The sequence below is a fragment of the Halomonas sp. H10-59 genome (assembly GCF_040070555.1).
Taxonomy (GTDB): Bacteria; Pseudomonadota; Gammaproteobacteria; order Pseudomonadales; family Halomonadaceae; genus Halomonas; species Halomonas litopenaei.
The window spans coordinates 3,053,008-3,070,200 of the sequence record NZ_CP098828.1 but is presented as its reverse complement, the minus strand read 5'-3'; the positions used below and the strand labels follow the sequence as shown (position 1 = coordinate 3,070,200).

General features: G+C 61.7%; 15 protein-coding genes, 1 tRNA gene and 1 pseudogene. 3 read left to right on the top strand and 14 right to left on the bottom strand.

The window, feature by feature from the left end; genetic code table 11:
- Positions 1–223: 223 nt before the first annotated feature.
- Both NFG57_RS13430 and NFG57_RS13425 read right to left on the bottom strand, forming a co-directional pair.
- Positions 224–865: an OmpW family outer membrane protein gene (locus NFG57_RS13430; RefSeq protein ID WP_348814534.1), complete on the bottom strand. Its 642-nt coding sequence runs from the start codon at positions 863–865 to the stop codon at positions 224–226.
- A 266-nt stretch (positions 866–1,131) separates the two neighbouring features.
- Positions 1,132–1,740, bottom strand: coding sequence for an OmpW family outer membrane protein (locus NFG57_RS13425; RefSeq protein WP_108450177.1), 609 nt, complete (start codon positions 1,738–1,740; stop codon positions 1,132–1,134).
- Positions 1,741–2,039: 299 nt separating this feature from the next.
- Between NFG57_RS13425 and NFG57_RS13420 the strand changes: the two genes are divergently transcribed.
- On the top strand, positions 2,040–2,360 hold the full coding sequence (locus NFG57_RS13420) for a hypothetical protein (protein WP_348814533.1): 321 nt from the start codon (positions 2,040–2,042) through the stop codon (positions 2,358–2,360).
- A 143-nt stretch (positions 2,361–2,503) separates the two neighbouring features.
- Here the strand turns inward: NFG57_RS13420 and putP are convergent, their stop codons facing one another.
- The 4 genes from putP to NFG57_RS13400 form a co-directional block, all read right to left on the bottom strand.
- Positions 2,504–3,982 carry a sodium/proline symporter PutP gene (putP, locus tag NFG57_RS13415; protein WP_045994400.1) on the bottom strand — a complete coding sequence of 493 codons (1,479 nt, stop codon included), beginning with the start codon at positions 3,980–3,982 and terminating at the stop codon, positions 2,504–2,506.
- A 209-nt stretch (positions 3,983–4,191) separates the two neighbouring features.
- Complete coding sequence (gene putA, locus NFG57_RS13410) at positions 4,192–7,383, bottom strand: bifunctional proline dehydrogenase/L-glutamate gamma-semialdehyde dehydrogenase PutA (RefSeq protein ID WP_348814532.1); 3,192 nt, start codon at positions 7,381–7,383, stop codon at positions 4,192–4,194.
- Positions 7,384–7,563: 180 nt separating this feature from the next.
- On the bottom strand, positions 7,564–8,388 hold the full coding sequence (locus tag NFG57_RS13405; protein WP_124803941.1) for an AraC family transcriptional regulator: 825 nt from the start codon (positions 8,386–8,388) through the stop codon (positions 7,564–7,566).
- A 68-nt stretch (positions 8,389–8,456) separates the two neighbouring features.
- Complete coding sequence (locus NFG57_RS13400; protein WP_045994420.1) at positions 8,457–8,828, bottom strand: hypothetical protein; 372 nt, start codon at positions 8,826–8,828, stop codon at positions 8,457–8,459.
- A 397-nt stretch (positions 8,829–9,225) separates the two neighbouring features.
- Between NFG57_RS13400 and NFG57_RS13395 the strand changes: the two genes are divergently transcribed.
- Positions 9,226–10,149 (top strand): YeeE/YedE thiosulfate transporter family protein, encoded by a 924-nt coding sequence (locus NFG57_RS13395; protein WP_348814531.1) that lies wholly within the window; start codon positions 9,226–9,228, stop codon positions 10,147–10,149.
- A gap of 115 nt (positions 10,150–10,264) precedes the next feature.
- Here the strand turns inward: NFG57_RS13395 and NFG57_RS13390 are convergent, their stop codons facing one another.
- Positions 10,265–10,672, bottom strand: a complete 408-nt coding sequence (locus NFG57_RS13390) for a DUF1090 domain-containing protein (RefSeq protein ID WP_045994404.1) — start codon at positions 10,670–10,672, stop codon at positions 10,265–10,267.
- A 472-nt stretch (positions 10,673–11,144) separates the two neighbouring features.
- Between NFG57_RS13390 and NFG57_RS13385 the strand changes: the two genes are divergently transcribed.
- Complete coding sequence (locus NFG57_RS13385; protein WP_348814530.1) at positions 11,145–11,534, top strand: hypothetical protein; 390 nt, start codon at positions 11,145–11,147, stop codon at positions 11,532–11,534.
- A 426-nt stretch (positions 11,535–11,960) separates the two neighbouring features.
- On the opposite strand, the gene NFG57_RS13380 is transcribed toward NFG57_RS13385, so the two are convergent.
- From NFG57_RS13380 to NFG57_RS13350, 7 genes and pseudogenes are all read right to left on the bottom strand, one after another.
- A complete protein-coding gene (locus NFG57_RS13380) occupies positions 11,961–12,371 on the bottom strand; it encodes a hypothetical protein (RefSeq protein ID WP_348814529.1) in 411 nt (136 codons plus the stop codon).
- A 136-nt stretch (positions 12,372–12,507) separates the two neighbouring features.
- Positions 12,508–12,923: pseudogene (locus NFG57_RS13375) on the bottom strand (recombinase family protein).
- 408 nt (positions 12,924–13,331) lie between these two features.
- A tRNA-Gly gene (locus NFG57_RS13370) sits at positions 13,332–13,405 on the bottom strand.
- A gap of 501 nt (positions 13,406–13,906) precedes the next feature.
- On the bottom strand, positions 13,907–15,160 hold the full coding sequence (locus NFG57_RS13365) for a methyl-accepting chemotaxis protein (protein ID WP_348814528.1): 1,254 nt from the start codon (positions 15,158–15,160) through the stop codon (positions 13,907–13,909).
- A gap of 373 nt (positions 15,161–15,533) precedes the next feature.
- Complete coding sequence (locus NFG57_RS13360; protein ID WP_348814527.1) at positions 15,534–15,878, bottom strand: AzlD domain-containing protein; 345 nt, start codon at positions 15,876–15,878, stop codon at positions 15,534–15,536.
- Positions 15,875–16,600: an AzlC family ABC transporter permease gene (locus NFG57_RS13355; protein WP_108448873.1), complete on the bottom strand. Its 726-nt coding sequence runs from the start codon at positions 16,598–16,600 to the stop codon at positions 15,875–15,877. Before NFG57_RS13355 ends, NFG57_RS13360 begins: the two co-directional genes overlap by 4 nt.
- Complete coding sequence (locus NFG57_RS13350) at positions 16,597–17,163, bottom strand: XRE family transcriptional regulator (protein ID WP_045994409.1); 567 nt, start codon at positions 17,161–17,163, stop codon at positions 16,597–16,599. Before NFG57_RS13350 ends, NFG57_RS13355 begins: the two co-directional genes overlap by 4 nt.
- Positions 17,164–17,193 lie beyond the last annotated feature (30 nt).

Sequence of the window (17,193 nt, the reverse complement as noted above, 5' to 3'; positions counted from 1 at the left end):
ACTGCGCTTTCTTACCGGTTTTTGCCTTGTCTAACCATCGCTCGCCGGCTTTTCGTACTAAGCCTAGGCCTCTGCTTGCCCTGTTACCGCAGCCCCTGCCTCGAGAATTGCAGTGGCAACTGCCACGCGAACGACCACAGAAGCCATCTGGTGACGGTGACAGCACAGCGCCCGCTGCTGCCAGGCAGGAGCGGGCGCTGCGTGTTAGCGGTCGAGCCCTGGATCAGAAGCGGTAGCTGATACCGGCCATGATCACGTAGGGGTCCACCTCGATCTCGCCGATGTCCTCGCCGTTGAGGTCGACGTCGCTGTCGATATCCAGATACCACACCGCCATGTTGGCCGCCCAGTGGTCGTCGATGACCAGGTCGAGGCCCGCCTGGCCGGCCCAGCCCCAGGACTCTTCCAGATCGAGATCGGCACCGTCCAACGCGATATCCTCGTCGGAGAAGTGGGTGTAGTTGACCCCCAGGCCGACGTAGGGCTGTACCCGCGCCTCGGTGCCACCGAAGGGGTAGTACTGCACGGTCAGAGTCGGCGGCAGGTGCTCGACGCTGGCGCCGATATCGCCTTCTGCCGTACTGAGGTCGACGTCGTGCTCGAAGGGCTCAGCGGCCAGCAGTTCGACGCCGAACTTGTCGTGGAAGCGATAGCCCAGGGTGAAGGCGAAACCATTGTCGTCATGGACGTCGGTGTCCATGTCGCCACCCAACAGCGAGCCGTTGTCGGAGTCGGGCTTGACCTTCGCCACCCCGATGCGGGTGTAGATGTCGCCCTTGCCGTAGGCGGCAAAGGCCTGGCTGCTGATGAGGGCGCTGCCGGCGATGGCGGCGACCAGGGCGGTGGTGATCAGGGGATGGCGCATGGTGTTCTCCTTGCGTACTGGCAAAAGTCGGCGAGCCATTCGGCGAGCCCGATTGCCAAGCAGTGTATGCCGCATCGAGAACGTGGTTATTGATCTACCTCAATACCTCCTTTGGTCGACAAAAATGAACCGTCAACGCACCAAAAAAGGCGCCTGGCAAAGCCAGACGCCTTCGATGCTGCGGTTGGAATGCGGCGCGATCGAGCTGACCGTTCAACCGCTTATTTCAAGATCGCGCAGGCGTTTTCTCAATACAGCGCAAGCGCTTAGAAACGATAGGTGACGCCGGCACCGATGGTCATCGGATCGATCTCGGCCTCGCCGACATCGTGGCCGTCGACCTCGATATCGGAATCGACATCGGCGTAGCGGGCGTAGGTGCCGACCAGCAGGTTGTCGGTGACGCTGAGGTCGAGACCCACCTGGGCTGCGGCGCCGTAGGAGCTATCGAGGTCGGCGTTGAAGCTCTCGTCGGAGAAGTGGGTGTAGTTCATGCCCACGCCAACGTAGGGGTGGACGCGAGCGTTTTCCACGCCGCCCAGCGGGTAGTAGTTGAGCATCAGGTTGACCGGGGTACGGTCGACGCTGCCCACATTACCGCCGTTGACCGCGATATCGTGCTCCATAGCCTCGGAGCCGTTGAGCTCGACACCAAACTTGTCGTGGAACAGGTAGCCGGCGCCGTAGGCGAAGCCGTTCTCTTCGGAGACATCGAGATCCTGGTTGGCGATATCGCCGTTGTCCGAGGTGGGGTCGGCCTTCTCGAAGCCACCGCGCACGTAGATGTCACCTGCCTGATAGGCCAGGGCAGACTGGGCGGCGAAGGTGGTGGTAGCGAGCAGGGCTGCGGTGCCCATCAGTCGAGTCATGTTCATGCGGGACCTCCTTGATGATCCGATGGCATCCTTCCCGAGGGAAGTAACCTTGTACGCTCCGCAGTTTACGAACAGTGTTTCTAAATGTCTTGTAGAAATATTTAATTGGCCAGGTAGCAGTAACTAGCCAGAATTTATGGAACTAAATCGACTTGGGCGGGTAGGTAATGTAAATGCTGTACAATTTTTTTGCACATTGTGGCGTAGACGTCGATGCGCGCTTGTGCACTGCATAAACGCTCGCCGTCCGGCGATAAATCGTCTTCACTGTGGGAGAAGACTCCGGAGGAGAGTGCGGGATGGTGGCCAGACGAAGGCGTGAGAGGTTGCTCGGCATGTCGACGCTGCCCTGGGGCGGGGCGGCACTGGTGCTCGCACTGACCGCTCTGTTGGCGGTGTGGCTGCTGCTGGAACCCTGGCTGATTCGTGATCTCCCGACGCCGGCGAGGCTGGCCATGGTCGTCCTGGGGGTGTGGGCGCTGGGCGGGGGGTTGTCCATGCCGCTGCACTTCTCACCGGTACCCGGCTGGTGGCGTCTGGCGGGGGCCATGCCCTGGTATCCGCTGGCACTGGTCAGCTTTATCGTGCTGCTGCTGTGTCGCTACGCCGGCCTGTTTTGAACGGGGCTGATGTGCACGGCTAAGGTGGGCAGGGCGGTTCGACCGTCAGTGAGCGTTGAGCGCCAGGTGCGTGCTGGATGTGTCCCGTAACGAAGAAGGCCGCCCGAGGGCGGCCTTCTTGCGTGGCAGACGATCACTGACGATCAGGCGTCTTCCAGGGTGTCGAACTGCTCGGTGATCTCCTTGCTCGGCTCGGCGGTCATCAAGCTCACCACCACGATGGCGATGTAGGCGAAGATCACGCCGGGCACGATCTCGTAAAGATCGAACAGCCCGCCGGACATCTCGGCCCAGGCCACCACGGTGATGCCACCGACCACGATACCGGCCAGCGCACCCCACTGGTTCATGCGACGCCAGTACAGCGACATGATCAGTGCAGGACCGAAGGCGGCGCCGAAACCGGCCCAGGCGTAGGACACCAGTCCCAGTACCGTGGAGTCCGGGTTCATCGCCAGCAGGTAGGCGATGACGGCGATGCCGATGACCGCAAAGCGGCCGACCCAGACCAGCTCGGACTGGCTGGCGTCGGGGCGGAACAGCGCCTTGTAGAAGTCATCGGTCAGGGCAGAGGACGACACCAGCAGCTGGGAGTCGGCGGTGGACATGACCGCAGCCAGGATGGCGGCGAGCAGCACACCGGCGACCAGCGGATGGAAGATGGCGTTGACCATGACCATGAAGATGGTCTCGCCGTCACCCAGGTCGCGAGTCATGTAGACCAGGCCCAGCAGACCGACCGCCATGGCGCAGACCAGGCACAGGCCCGACCAGGTCACGGCGATGCGGCGGGCGGCGGGGATGTCGGCTTCGGAGCGGATGGCCGCGAAACGCGCCAGGATGTGCGGCTGGCCGAAGTAGCCAAGGCCCCAGGCCAGCGAACTGATGATGCCGATGGCGGTCAGGGTTTCACCGGTGGACGCATCGACGAACCAGCTCAGCATGTCGGGGTTCTCGGCCAGGATCTGCTGGCCACTGCCGCTGAAGCCACCCAGTTCGGTCAGGGCGATGACCGGCACGACCAGCAGCGCCGCCGCCATCATCAGACCCTGGATCAGGTCGGTCCAGGAGACCGCCAGGAAGCCGCCAAAGAAGGTATAGGAGATGATGGCCAGCGTACCGACGGTCACCGCGATGGTGTAGTCGAAGCCGAATACCGTCTCGAACAGCTTGCCGCCGGCAACCAGGCCGGAGCTGGTGTAGAACAGGAAGAACAAGAGGATGAAGACCGCCGAGATCACCCGCAACAGCGGTGCCTTCTCGCGAAAGCGCTTGGCGAAGAAGTCCGGCAGGGTCAGGGCGTCATTGGCCTTGAAGGTGTAGACGCGCATGCGCCGGGCGACAATCAGCCAGTTGAGCCAGGTGCCGATCAACAGGCCCACGGCGATCCAGGAGGCCGACAGACCGCTGACGTAGGCCGCACCGGGCAGACCCAGCAGCAGCCAGCCCGACATGTCCGAGGCGCCGGCAGATATCGCCGACGTCCAGGGGCCAAGCGAGCGGCCACCAAGGATATAGTCGGACAGATTGGTGGTGCGCTTGTAAGCAATGATACCGATGACCAGCATCAATATCAGATACAGCGCGAACGTGATGCCAATGGTGGCGTTGTTTTCGACCATGGGAGCGTTCCTTGTGGTTTTTGTCGTGGGTGGTTGGCGTTCTCAAGTCACCGGCCCTGTGTCGAGCGCGATGATCTCCCCGTGTGGGCGCGGTCGTCACGCGCGTCCCTGCGATCCGGCGCTCCCCTCGGGGTAGTGGGTGAGCGCCGGTTGCCGACGGTGCGCCGACCGTCGGGTGAGTGCGTTGGACCAGCAGGCCAGGGCCTGACTTACTCGTCCCCTAGCGCCAGCAGCGAGGCGTTGCCGCCGAGTGCCGCCGTGTTGTTGGTCACCGTCTTCTCGGTGGCGAAACGCAACAGGTAGTTGGGGCCGCCGGCCTTGGGACCGGTGCCGGAGAGCCCCTGACCGCCGAAGGGTTGAACGCCTACGACAGCACCAATGATATTGCGGTTGATGTAGACGTTGCCAACGCGCACTTTCCGCGCTATTTCATCGGCAAAGGATTCGTTGCGGCTGTGCACGCCGAAGGTCAGGCCATAACCACGCGCGTTGATCGAGGCGATCACCTTGTCGAGCTCGCTGGACTTCCAGCGCACCACGTGCAGCACCGGGCCGAACTGTTCACTCTCGAGCGCATCGATACCATCGATGGTGAAGGCCGCCGGGGCGACAAAGGTGCCTTCACTGGTGTGCTCGGGCTTCAGCGGCGTTTCGCTGATCAGACGTCCTTCACCCTTCAGCCGATCGATATGCGCCTGCAGGTTCTTGCGCGCGTCCTCGTCGATCACCGGGCCTACGTCGGTGCCGAGGTCGCGTGGGTCACCCACGTGGAGTTCGGCCATGGCGCCGTCGAGGATCTGTAGCACACGGTCGGCGACGTCGTCCTGCAGGTAGAGCACCCGCAAGGCCGAGCAGCGCTGTCCGGCGCTCTGGAAGGCCGAGTGGATGACGTCGGCGACGACCTGCTCGGGCAGGGCGGTGGAGTCGACGATCATCGCGTTCATGCCGCCGGTCTCGGCCACCAGTGTCGGCAGCGGCGCATTCTCACGCTCGGCCAGGGCGCGGTTGATGATCTGGGCGGTATCGGTACCGCCGGTGAAGACCACCCCGGTGATCCGCGAATCGCCGGTCAGCACGCTGCCCACGGTGGGGCCGTCGCCGGGCAGCAACTGCACCACTTCACGCGGCATGCCGGCCTGGTACAGCAGCTCGACCACCCGGTGGGCAACGATCGACGTCTGCTCGGCGGGCTTGGCCAGCACGGTATTGCCGGCCACCGCGGTGGCGACCATCTGGCCGCAGAAGATTGCCACCGGGAAGTTCCACGGGCTGATCGCGGCGAACACCCCCTTGCCGCCCATGTGCAGACGATTGGACTCGCCGGTGGGGCCGGGCAGCTCGGTGGGCTCACCGAAAATCTCCTCGGCGCGCACCGCATAGTAGCGACAGAAGTCCACCGCTTCGCGGATCTCGTCGACGCCGTCGGTCAACAGCTTGCCACCTTCACGCGAGCACAGCGCCATCAGCTCCGCCAGGTGCTCCTCCATCAGGTCGGCGAAGCGCCTCAGGATGTCGGCGCGCTCCTTGACCGGGGTGACCTCCCATGCCGGGAAGGCAGCCCAGGCCGCGTCCACCGCCCGCTCGGTCTGTTCGCGTGTGGTCCACTGCACGCTACCGACCGCCTGGCGACGGTCGTAAGGACTGGTGACTTCGTGGGTCTGGGCGGGGTCCTCGGCGACCTCGAAGGCCAGCAGCGGACGCGCCTGGTAGCGGGTATCCATGTGCTTGCCCATGGCCTCCATCAGCGGCTGGTACTGGCTGTTGATGGTCAGGTTGACGCCGCGGGAGTTGGGGCGGTGCTCGCCATAGATGTCGCGAGGCAGCGGAATCTGGGGATTGGACAGGCTGTCGAACTGTCGCAGTGTCTCTATGGGATGGACGCACAGCGACTCCACCGGCACCTTGGGGTCCACCAGCTGATGCACGAAGGAGGAGTTGGCACCGTTCTCGAGCAGTCGGCGAACCAGGTAGGGCAGCAGGTCCTTGTGGGCGCCCACTGGGGCGTAGATACGGCAGTAGGTGCCTTCAGGTGCACGCTTTAGCGCGGCATCGTAGAGTGCCTCGCCCATGCCGTGCAGGCGCTGGAACTCGAAGGCTCGGCTGGTGTGGTTGGCCTGCTCGAGGATGGTGGTGATGGTATGGGCGTTATGGGTGGCGAACTGCGGGAAGATGCGACCCTTGGTGGCATCGGACAGCAGGAAGCGCGCGCAGGCCAGGTAGGCCACATCGGTGGATGCCTTGCGGGTGAACACCGGATAGCCGTCGACGCCGAGCTGCTGGGACTCCTTGATCTCGGTGTCCCAGTAGGCGCCCTTGACCAGACGCAACGGGATCTCGTCACCCTGGAAGTCGGCCAGACGGTTGAGGTAGTGCAGCACCGGCAGGGCGCGCTTGGAGTAGGCCTGCACCACCAGACCGAAGTGGCCCCAGCCGCGGCAGATGTCGCTCTCGTAGACGGCGCGGAAGACCTCCAGCGACAACTCCAGGCGGTCGACCTCCTCGGCGTCGATGGTCACCGCCACGTCATTGTCCCGGGCCAGCTTGGCCAGCTCCTTGACGCTGCCCACCAGCTCCTCGAGGACCTGTTCGCGGCGGCCAAACTCGTAGCGCGGGTGCAGCGCGGACAGCTTGATCGAGATCGACGGTGCCGGCGTCCTGTCGCCCAGGTTGCGGCTGGTCTTGCCGACCTGGCGGATGGCGGTGGCGTAGTCGTCGAAGTAGCGGCCGGCATCACGCCGGGTACGGGCGGCCTCGCCCAGCATGTCGTAGGAGTAGGTATAGCCCTTGTCGAACAGCGGCTTGGAGCGCTTGAGCGCTTCGTCTATATCACGCCCCAGCACGAACTGCTTGCCCATCACCTTCATGGCTTCGACCATGGCCCGGCGAATGACCGGCTCGCCCATGCGGTTGACCATCTTGTTGATGAAACCGCTGGGCTTGCCATCCTTGGGCTTGTCCAGGCTCACCACCCGGCCGGTCATCAGAAGGCCCCAGGTGGAGGCGTTGACCATCCAGGACTCGCTCTTGCCGAGGTGGGCCTTCCAGTCGGCCGGGCCCAGTCGATCTTCGATCAGTGCATCGGCGGTGGCCTTGTCGGGGATGCGCAGCATCGCCTCGGCCAGACACATCAGCATCAAGCCTTCGTGGGTATCCAGGCTGTACTGCTGCAGCAGCTCGTCGATGGTATCGACGGCGGTGTCCATCTCGCGCACTTCGCGCACGAGAGAAGCCGTCTTGTCGGCGACGCGCTCGATGTGCTCGTCCTTGCCATCGATCAGCTTGATCAATTCACTTACGAAGGCGTTTTCTTCGACCACGTAGTGATCGCTGATGCGCGCAAAGAGTGTATCCAGATCCTGCTGCCAGGTGGAGTTGTCGAGCATATTGTTGGCGTTGAGCATGTCAGTCCCCAAATGGTGAACCGCCGCGGGCGGAGAAAGGGCTTGCCGCAAAGTCGATCGCGGACGTGCAGTCGCGCAATCCGGGCATGTTGGCAAGACTAGGTTGCATGCCTCTTCCATGCTTGCCAAATGCACCGAAGGATTTGGCAAATCCACGGGCGTTATCGACTAACCCTAGCTTTAATGTGCCGATTTGGCAGTCAGATGGTGGAGATTCGGTGACGAAATCTCGCTGACATGACGTCGCGTCTGGCTGGGAGGATGGCCGTAATGCTTGCGGTAGGCGCGGGACAGGGCGCTCTGGTGGGCGAAGCCGGTGAGGGCGGCGATTTCCGACAACGGCAGGCGACTGCGCATCAGCAGCTGGCGTGACGCCTCCAGGCGTCGACGCATCACGTACTGCCAGGGGGACAGGCCCGTCTGGGCGCGGAAGCGTTCGGTAAAGTGGGTTTCGCTGAGGCAGGCGAAGGCCGCCAGATCGGCGACCTTGAAGCGGCGCGCCAGGTGATCGTCGATGTAGCGATCGAGCGCGCGCAGGTCGATGCGCCGGTGGTGCATCGCGCCGGTTTCATCGCCGGCCAGACGCGCATGCAATGAGCCCAGCAAGGTGGTCGCCAGGCGCTCCTGATGCAGGGCAGGGACGGGGCCCTCGAGCGCCAACTGGTTCATTTCGGCCACCACGAAACCCAGGAACTGTTTCAGAGGTGCGTCCAGGGTGAAGAAACGTGGCGCGTCGAACAGCCTGGCCAGTTCATGATGATGGCCGGTGAGCGCCAGGGCGTCATCGGGAAGGTCGAGGATCAGTTGGCGGTTGTTGCCGGTGCCGGCGTAGTAGTGGAGGTGGTTGGCGGGCACGATGCAGCCGCAGAATGCCTCGATGGTGCCGCCAAGGCCTTCGATGTCGAAGTCGGCGCGCCCGGCCAGGGCGATCACGATCTGATGGTAGTCGTGGGAGTGATGCCGGGTCGCGGTGTCCAGAGGGATCTGCCTGATGGCGCTGCTCATCGGGGGGCTCCCGCAGGCGGTAACGAGGACGTCATCATACCCGATGGGTACAGGATTCTCACTGACTGTCAGTCCCCCCTGGGCTGCTCCCTGAGGCGGATACGAGCGGCCAGGTGGTCGCGTAGTGCACGCAGGTCCTCCTGTCCGGCGCTGTCCAGCAGGGCCTTGCCCCGGGTCACCCGGCCAAAGCGCCCGTGTTCATCGACCAGGCTGCGAGCGCGGCGTCGGACGCCGTCCAGGTACTCGTCGTGGCGAATCGGATAAAGGATGACGGCATTCCATTCATCTTCGCCAACTGTGCTGTCGAGAGCACGGTCGAACAGGTCAAGCAGGTGCTGTGGCTCGGTGCGGTATCGTGGCGTGCCGGACAGCATCAACACCGCGAGCACCGCGACGAAGACAACCAGACAGACGACGAACACGAGCAGAAACAAGGACAAGGTCATGGCACGGTAGATCGCTTGAAACGGGAAAGGACGGCTGATCGCAAGGCTCTCACATCCAGCCGCACATGTCGCGGGTCCCGATCTGCGTTGACGCTGGTGTGGTGGCAAGGGCGTTCATTGCATATTGTTACATTATGGATGGATGAGAGGCCGCACGACGTCGAGATCGTCGTCGGGGTGACGGCCTGTTCGACCATCCGCCGCGACACCAGCTCTGACCCCCGTTCTGAACAGAAAGGAATGCAGAAAGGAATGCAGAGAGGAATGCCGAGAGTAGAGGGACACCGGGCAATAGCATGGCGTGCCGGCCAATATCGCACCATCGCCGGCCATGATCGTCAGATAGTGTTCCGTCCTTGTATTTCCGGAACCGTGTAAACGAGGAGATGTGATGGCTCTGTTGGTCTCCCTGCTGCTGGCTGTCGCGCTGGGGTGGCTCGCCCAGCGTACCGGTCTTTGCATGGTGCGTGCGGTTCAGGGGATACGCATGTGGCGGCCGGGTCTGTTGCTGACCATCGTCGGCTGCGGCGTCTGGTTCTGGCTTGCCAGTCCCCTGTTCATCCATTTCCCTCTTGGCGAGGTGCTCAGACGTCACGCGATCGGGTGGCCCTTCGCCGTCGGTGGGCTGCTGTTTGGCCTGGCCGCGGCGGTCAATCATGGCTGTTCGATCTCGACCCTTTCCGCCCTGGCGCGGGGGCAGTGGCACATGCTCGCCACCATTCTGGGCTGGGTTCTGGGGTGGTGGATGCTGTACCTGGGCGCCCCTGATATCTCCTACACCCGTCTGGCGACGACCCTCACTCCGGCCTGGTGGCTGGTACTGAGTATCGTCGCAGTCTCGCTGCTGGCGATCTGGCGGCTGTCGCCGGCTCACCGCCGTATCTACGCGGGTGTCATGGTGTTCGGCGCGGTAGGCGGTCTGTTGGGCGTGCTGGAACCACTGTGGTCACCGAGCCAGTTGATTCGAGACGTCACCGAGCGGCCGCTGGCGATGGACATGGCCGTCGCCTGGCCTAGCCTCGGACGCGTCCTTATCAGCGTCGCGATCCTGGCGGGAATGCTGGTAGCGGCGCGAGCCCACTTCCGACCGGGCGAGTATCAGGGGTCCCTGGGGCGCTGGGTGAAGCATCTGCTGGCCGGAATCGTGATGGGCATCGGCGCCTCGCTTGCGCTGGGTGGCAACGATCTGCAGCTATTGATCGCGCTGCCGGCCGGCTCGCCGGGAGCGGTCGTCGCCCTGGCCTGCATGATCGCCGGCATCTGGATCGGGCTCGCCGTCGAGGAGCGCTGGGAGCGACGCCAGGACCGGGACTAGGCGCGGCCAATGGCGGTCGGCAAGCATCCCGACAGCCGATTGTCAGACTGGCGGTGCTACCAGCGCTTGACGCTCTGCGGCTGGCACTGTCCCTCGAATGTCAGCCGTACAAGGTTCAGCTGGCCGACGGCAGCAGCACCTTGAGCGCGGCGATGCGAGCGTTGAGCACCTCGATGGCGACCTCGAGAGCCTCGCGTTTACGCGTTATCTGGCCGATATCACCTTCGTCGAAGGCCTCGTTCAACTCCTGCTGGCGCTGTTCCACCATCTGCTGACCCTCACGTACGCGTGACTCGGCCTGGCTGAGCACGTCTTCGCTGGTGCAGCCGCTTCGGACACCATCCAGGGCGAGTTCCAGTTCATTCACCCGTGCGGTGTCCTCGGCATGACGAGCGAAGGCGAGGTCATGCTCGAGTGCCTGCGCGCGCTGATCGCAGCTATCCCTCGAACCATCGGCCATGGCAAGTGTGCTCAGCAGCAGCCAGACAGGCGTCAGCAGCAGGGTGTGGCGATAAAAAGGCATACGGCGTCCCCACGACTTTATGATTGTGGCGCCAGCCTAGCGTGCGAAAACCGAGCTTGAACAGGGGCCCATCGAAGGGGGGCGTAGTCTTTAAGTATGAGGCCGATTCAGCGGTAGCGGCATGAATGGCGACATGCCGGGGCTCGCAGTACCCGGGGCGCTGAACAGGCAAGGCCAAAGCACGAGACAGTGCTCGAAAACGACGCCTGATCGCAGGATGGGGGGAGGTCTGGAGCGCTGTGAAAGGCAGAGCGAAGCGACGACAGATAAGAGGGAGGCCGTGGAGTGGGTGAAGGGAATCGCCCCTGTCTTGAAAAGTAGCCCAAAAATCAGTAGGTTGAGTCGTTTTTGCAGCCATCTGTAGCCGTTTTAGTAGCCAGTAGCGTAGCCCTGCTGTTGGCTGATTGTGCGGCGGCGGTTAGAGTTGCTGGCGACCAAACTTCTTTTCAATTGCAAGTATCAAGGATGACGTATGCGAAGCACCGCCCTCGGCTCGATCTTCATCGCTTCGACTTTCCTGGCGGGCTGTAGTACTTACAGTTCTAACATGCGGGTTGGTAACGACATCTCCTACGCGAGCATCTCCGATCAGCGTGAGGCGGTCCGTACCATCAAGGTATACGACACGATGCCAGAAGGGGCCGAAGTGCTGGGTCCGGTTGATGCGGGCAGGTGCCATCGTAGCTTTGTTGAAGAAAGCCCAAGTGACGCTCTGGTGATGACCGATCTGAGGATTGCTGCTTACACCATGGGGGCTGATGGAGTCACTGATGTGTCTGTAGAGAAAACATCCGCTTTAACCAAGAACTGTTGGTACATGCTTGATGCGAGAGGGACTGCAATCATTCTGCCTGAAGAGTAATCAGCAAAAAGCTGTATCTCACATATGTGCCCCCCTCACTGCCTGTTTCTTAGGCAAGGCTAGTAGGGTGGGGGTGTCATTCCCTCCCCCCCCCTCCGCCACCGAATGTGGAAGGGCATGTCTCTTAGGATAATCAGCAGCTTAATAGACATGCCCTTTCTCTTGACTGCCACATTTATTTACCACATCCGTTGATTGCTTACACAGAAGATCTGGCTACCAGAGCATCGCGTCGGTTGAGACCGGGTCAGGCGAAGGGGCAGCGCTCATGATGGATTTACCCGTATCGACTATGAGCGATGGCCACCCCAATCATTAGGGAAGCCCCATTAAATGGCTGGTGGACGATGCTCTGAGGTCACCGTACCGCACCGTAGGAAGAGGCTTCCGTAAGTTAGATTTATCGGATTAATGAGGTCCGGTTATTCATAGTCCTTCCTTTGGCAAGTCCTGCTTATCGCACATGTCTTTATATAGCTCATCTGCAGCATGACCAATCTTCCAAGTCTCCGATGCTTGGTCTCCAAGCCTCTCCTTTATTCTGTCTAACTCGCCGTACACCTTCCGGGTATATCTTCGCTTAGTTAGAAAGTAGAAAGCCAGCAAAGCAATGCTTGTGAAACACACTATCTGAGTGTCGGAGATAACCCGTGAGAAGGAGTAGGAATGATCTGGTCCAAAATCACCGAAGACAGCCACGAATGCAAAAATTCCCACGGCTATGCCAGCTAGGATCTTTTGTAAGTTCTGTAATGACCTTTTCAGGTTTGCTCTTTCTCTAGCATGTCTTTTCAAAGCCTCATGCAGGTCAGTTCCCAGCTCTCTCCTTAGATCCATGCTTCACGCCTTCTTGGTAGAATATTTAATCAAATGAGGTCGTGAAAATATCAAAGAATGTGCATTGATCGCTACTCTGGCGCAGCCAATGTCTTCGATATATGCAAATATACCCAGGCACTCAGGTGAGTGGGGATTAACCTCTAGCGCTCTTCTGCACCGCTCGACAAGCCCGCTTCACGGATGCCGGTGAGATGTCGAAGTGTTCCGCGGTGGCCTTGATACTGGCGCTGTTCTCTTGGCGCCACTGAGCCACATCTTCATCAATGATGACCTTCTCCCTGCCGAGGGCTTTCCCCTCCGCCTTGGCCCGCTTGATGCCCGCCAATTGGCGCTCCTTGATGTTGGAGCGTTCAAGCTCGGCCATCGCCGACAGCATGGTGAGTATCGTCTTGCCCATCGGCGCGCTCATGTCGAAGCCCTCACCGAGCGACAGCACCGCCACTCCCTGGGCGTTGAACGCCTCGACCGTCTCAAGCACGTCGTGGTGTTCCTGCCCAGGCGGTCGATGGCGTAGACAATGATGGTGCCACCTTCACGGACATAGCTCATTAGCTCACTGAGCCCCTTCCTGTCCTTCTCCTTGATGGCCCCGGAGGTCGCCTCACCGTGAGGGTCTAAAGTGCCGGAAGAGCCGGGCAAGTCCACAGGTCGGCGAGCACTCGGTCGCGTACACGACAGGCTTCATCGAGATCACCGGTTTGGGGGCTCTGATAGAGCATCTTCTTGCCAAGTGCTTTTCGAAGCTCGGAGACAAGCGCTTGTTGATGCCTACACGTTGCCAAGTTGGCGAAGGCTACGGGTGTTGGTGGGCTTGCCTCTGGCCATGAGATCCTCTGTCGCCTGTCATTGGTGGGCGGAAGGTATCACTGGACTAGAAGCGAAGCGTAGCCACTTCCGTGGCCAGTAGCTCCATGATAGAAGGGAAGAAGCAAGAAAATCATGAAGTTAGATAAGCTCTGGAGCGGGTGAAGGGAATCGAACCCTCGTCTTAAGCTTGGGAAGCTTCTGCTCTACCATTGAGCTACACCCGCAAGGTTTTTCAGATTACTATCAATCAGTTATGCGCGCAAGCTGTCTCACGGATTCTTTCTTTTTTCTTCGTAAGTTCTTGTTTTTCCGTGTTCTGGCTAGGTCTTGTGAGACAGTTTCGAGGTCATTTTACGGGCGAAATGGTACGTTTTTTTCGACAGAAGTGCTGGCGCACGATGCTTGGGGACGTGCGATCCAGCAGCTCTTGCGCCCGCCGCGCGCCATAGTACTTCACCGTGCCTTTTAGCAGCTTTCGATCTACAGCCCCCGGGAACTGCTGCATTTAGAACTTGTTTCAAGACTTTTAGTCTATATTCGCGACGGACAACCCCTTTGTCTTGGTTAGATTATCTAGGTAAGTGTATCTATTCCTTGGCGCGTCAGCGGTCGTGCAGGCTCAGGGCAGTTGTGGCGCTGACCGTTCGGCTTACGCCTTCCTGCTGACCTGCACGTCCGCCGGTTTATCCGCTTGAGAACCGTCAGTGGCGAACGTTGCGTTCGTGTCAGAGCTTGCGAATCGCCGCCGAGACGTTGTGGGCGCCGTCCAGGATCTCGCGTATCACCAGTTGCGCCTCGCCGACCCGTTGCTGGCTGAGGTCACTGCGGGTGGCCACCTCGGTGATCTTCTGGTTGGCCAGTCGAATGCGTTGGTTGTTGTCGTTGAGCACCTGGGTGATCTGCTCGGCGGCGCGGGTGGAGCCCTGGGACAGTTCGCGAACCTCCTGGGCCACCACCGCAAAGCCGCGGCCATGCTCGCCAGCGCGCGCCGCTTCGACCGCGGCATTCAGCGCCAGCAGGTTGGTCTGCTGGGCGATCCGCGAGATGGAGTCGGTAATGTTGTTGATCGCTCGCGTCTGCTCCTCCAGGGCGGCCACGATGGCTTGGGTCGCCTTGATCTCGTCGGCGGCCTGGCGCGACGACTCGACAGCCTCTTCGAGCTGGACCAGACCATTGTCGGCGATGGTCTCGGTCTGCTCCGCGGTGACTCGGGCGGACTCCACGGCACTGCGAGCGGCATCGTCGGCCTCGACAGAGCGGGTGATGTCGGTGGCGAACTTGACGACGCGTGTCACCCTGCCGGTCTCGTCGATCACCGGGTTGTAGGTGGCCTCGAGCCAGACGGTGCGCCCACTGGCGGTTATGCGTCTGAAGCGTCCCTGCTTGAAGGTGTTGGCGGCCAGTTCCTGCCAGAAGTCGGGGTGATCTCGGTAGAAGGTGTCGTCGCAGAACATCCTGTGATGCCGTCCCAGGATGTCGTCGAGACGATAGCCCATCGTGGTCAGGAAGTTGCCGTTGGCACGCAGTATTTCGCCTTCCGGTGTGAATTCGATCACCGCCATGGACGCGTCGAGGGCGCTGAGCACAGCATCCTGACCGGATGCCGCAAGGCGATCGTCGGTGACGTCATTGGCAATCTTGAGAATGTAGTGAACCTTGCCACGAGCGGAGCGCACAGGAAGGTAGGTCGCCTCCAGCCATAGCGGATTGCCATTGGCGTCGATGCGGCAAAAGGTGCCGGTTTTCGACTGGCCGTCCGCCAGCCCCCGCCAGAATGCCTCGTAGGCGGGGTCCTGATGAACCTCTGGCGGACAGAACATGCGGTGGTGCTGACCGCGTATCTGATCGAGCCGATAGCCGACGGTGGCAAGAAAGGCATCACTGGCTTCGCGGATGGTGCCGTCGGGACGAAAGACAATACAGGCGGTGTGGCTATTCAGTGCGCGATACAGGGCGCTTATTCTTCTGGCCGATACCATCAAGTTACCTCGGGAGTGGAAGGTGCTGGGAGCAAGGTCGAAGCAGGTTCTTGTTTTTTCTTTTTAAAATGCCTTTTCCATCCTGGAGCCGGCACTGGAGCCGAACGAGTATCGGCCGATATCGCTCGAGCTTTAGTATCTTGCGCGCATAAATGAGGGAGAGCGCCTGGCCGCGCAGGAAAAGCCTGCGGGTCAAACGATGGAACACGGCGAGTTGGGGGCAGGAAGGCAGCGGCCCGCCACCATTCGGTGCGGGCCAGACGGAAATAGGCACAGGGAAAGGAAAAGGCAAGACCGCTTGGGTTGCGGACAGCAATACCCGGTAGGCCTTTTAGTGTCAGCGTCGATTTGAGTGTCAGCGTCGACTTGAGTGTCAGAGCGAACCGGCCAATACCAGCGTCAGTCCGTAGGCGGCCACGCCGGCAGCGACCGGCCAGCCCAGCGATCGCGTTCGATACCATACCGCCAGGGTCGCCAGTACTCCCATGCCAGTGGCGCTCCAGCTGGCGATGTTCGGCTGTGCTGGTACCAACGAGACGCCCAGGACCGCGGCGATCATCAAAGGCCCCAGCACCGACAGCCACTGCGGCATCGGTTCGACGCTGTCTTCCGTCTGGCGCTCGGCGAGACGACGGCGCATCCATATCAGGGGCGCCATTCGCATCAGCAGGGTGCCCAGGGTGGTCGCTACCACCGCCATCCACAGCGTAGTGGTCATGATCGACTCCTTGTGACCGGTGAACGTTTGACGATAAAGAAGCACAGTGCGCCGCACAGAGCCGCCAGGGGGATGCCGGCATTGGCCACCCCCAGCACCGCCAGCAGGGCGCCTGCGGCGATGGTCACCAGGGTCGCCAGGCCCCAGCGGAAGCTGGACAGGCGAGGCACCACCAACACGAGAAACAGGGCAGGCAGGGCAAAGGGCATCACCTCGCCCAGCAGCGGCCAGCGTTCCACCACCCATTCGCCCCCCAGTGCACCCACGGCGGTACCTGCGATCCAGGCCAGCCAGGCCAGCAGGGCGGCGCCGGTGTACCAGCCAAGCCGAGCCGCCTCCGGCAGTTGCGGCAGACGCGTCAGCGCCAGGGCGAAGACCTGGTCGGTCAGACCGTGCATCAGTGCAGGCCACCAGCGGCTCGTGGTCATCGAGGCGGCAAGGTTCGGGGCGTAGACCACGTGGCGAACATTGATCAACAGGGTCATGGCGACCACCAGCCATAAAGGAGCGCCACCTGCCACCATGCCGACGAACACGAACTGGGAGGCGCCGGCATAGATCAGGGTAGAGATGGCGACGGCTTCCCAGGCACTGAAGCCCGCCTGGACGGCTACCAGGCCAAAGGAGATGGCGATGGGGATATAGCCGCCGAGCAGCGGGATCGCCTCGCGGACGCCGGTCACCCAGGGGCTGGCACGCAAAGGAGTCGTCGTGGTGGTCATCGAGAGGTTTCCGGTGGATGGTAGACGATGGTCAGGGTGGCGGAAGTGGCCTGGTTGTCGGACGCGTAGAGGTGTGGACGATCCGCCGCGAAGGTGACGCTCTGGCCGGGACCCAGGGTGTGGCTCTCGTGCTCGGGGCCGGTGGTCAACCGGCCGGAGATCACCGTGACGGTCTCGTGCACGCCCGCGGGGTGCGCTTCGCTGAGCCGATAGACGTCAGGGTCCAGGCGCATCCAGTAGACGTCGACGGCCGGTTGGCTATCGCCCTGATCGATCAACTGGACCTGCACGCCCTGATCATCCAGCGCCGTGGTCACGGGTTTTATCAGGGTGCCGAAAGGCACCTCGAGACAGCTCGCCAGGCGCCACAGGGTGTCCAGGGTAGGGTTGCCGTTGCCCTGTTCCAGCCGAGACAGATTCGACTTGGCGACGCCGGCGTCGCTGGCCAGGCGGGATAGCGACCAGCCACGCAATTGGCGCAGATGCTGAAGATGCCGGCCGAGTGCTTCGGCATGCAGCGTGTCGTCGCTTGAGAAGCTAGCTTGGGAGAAGGGCTCGATCATGAGGTCACTGTTCGGTTGAGCTGTTGTTCC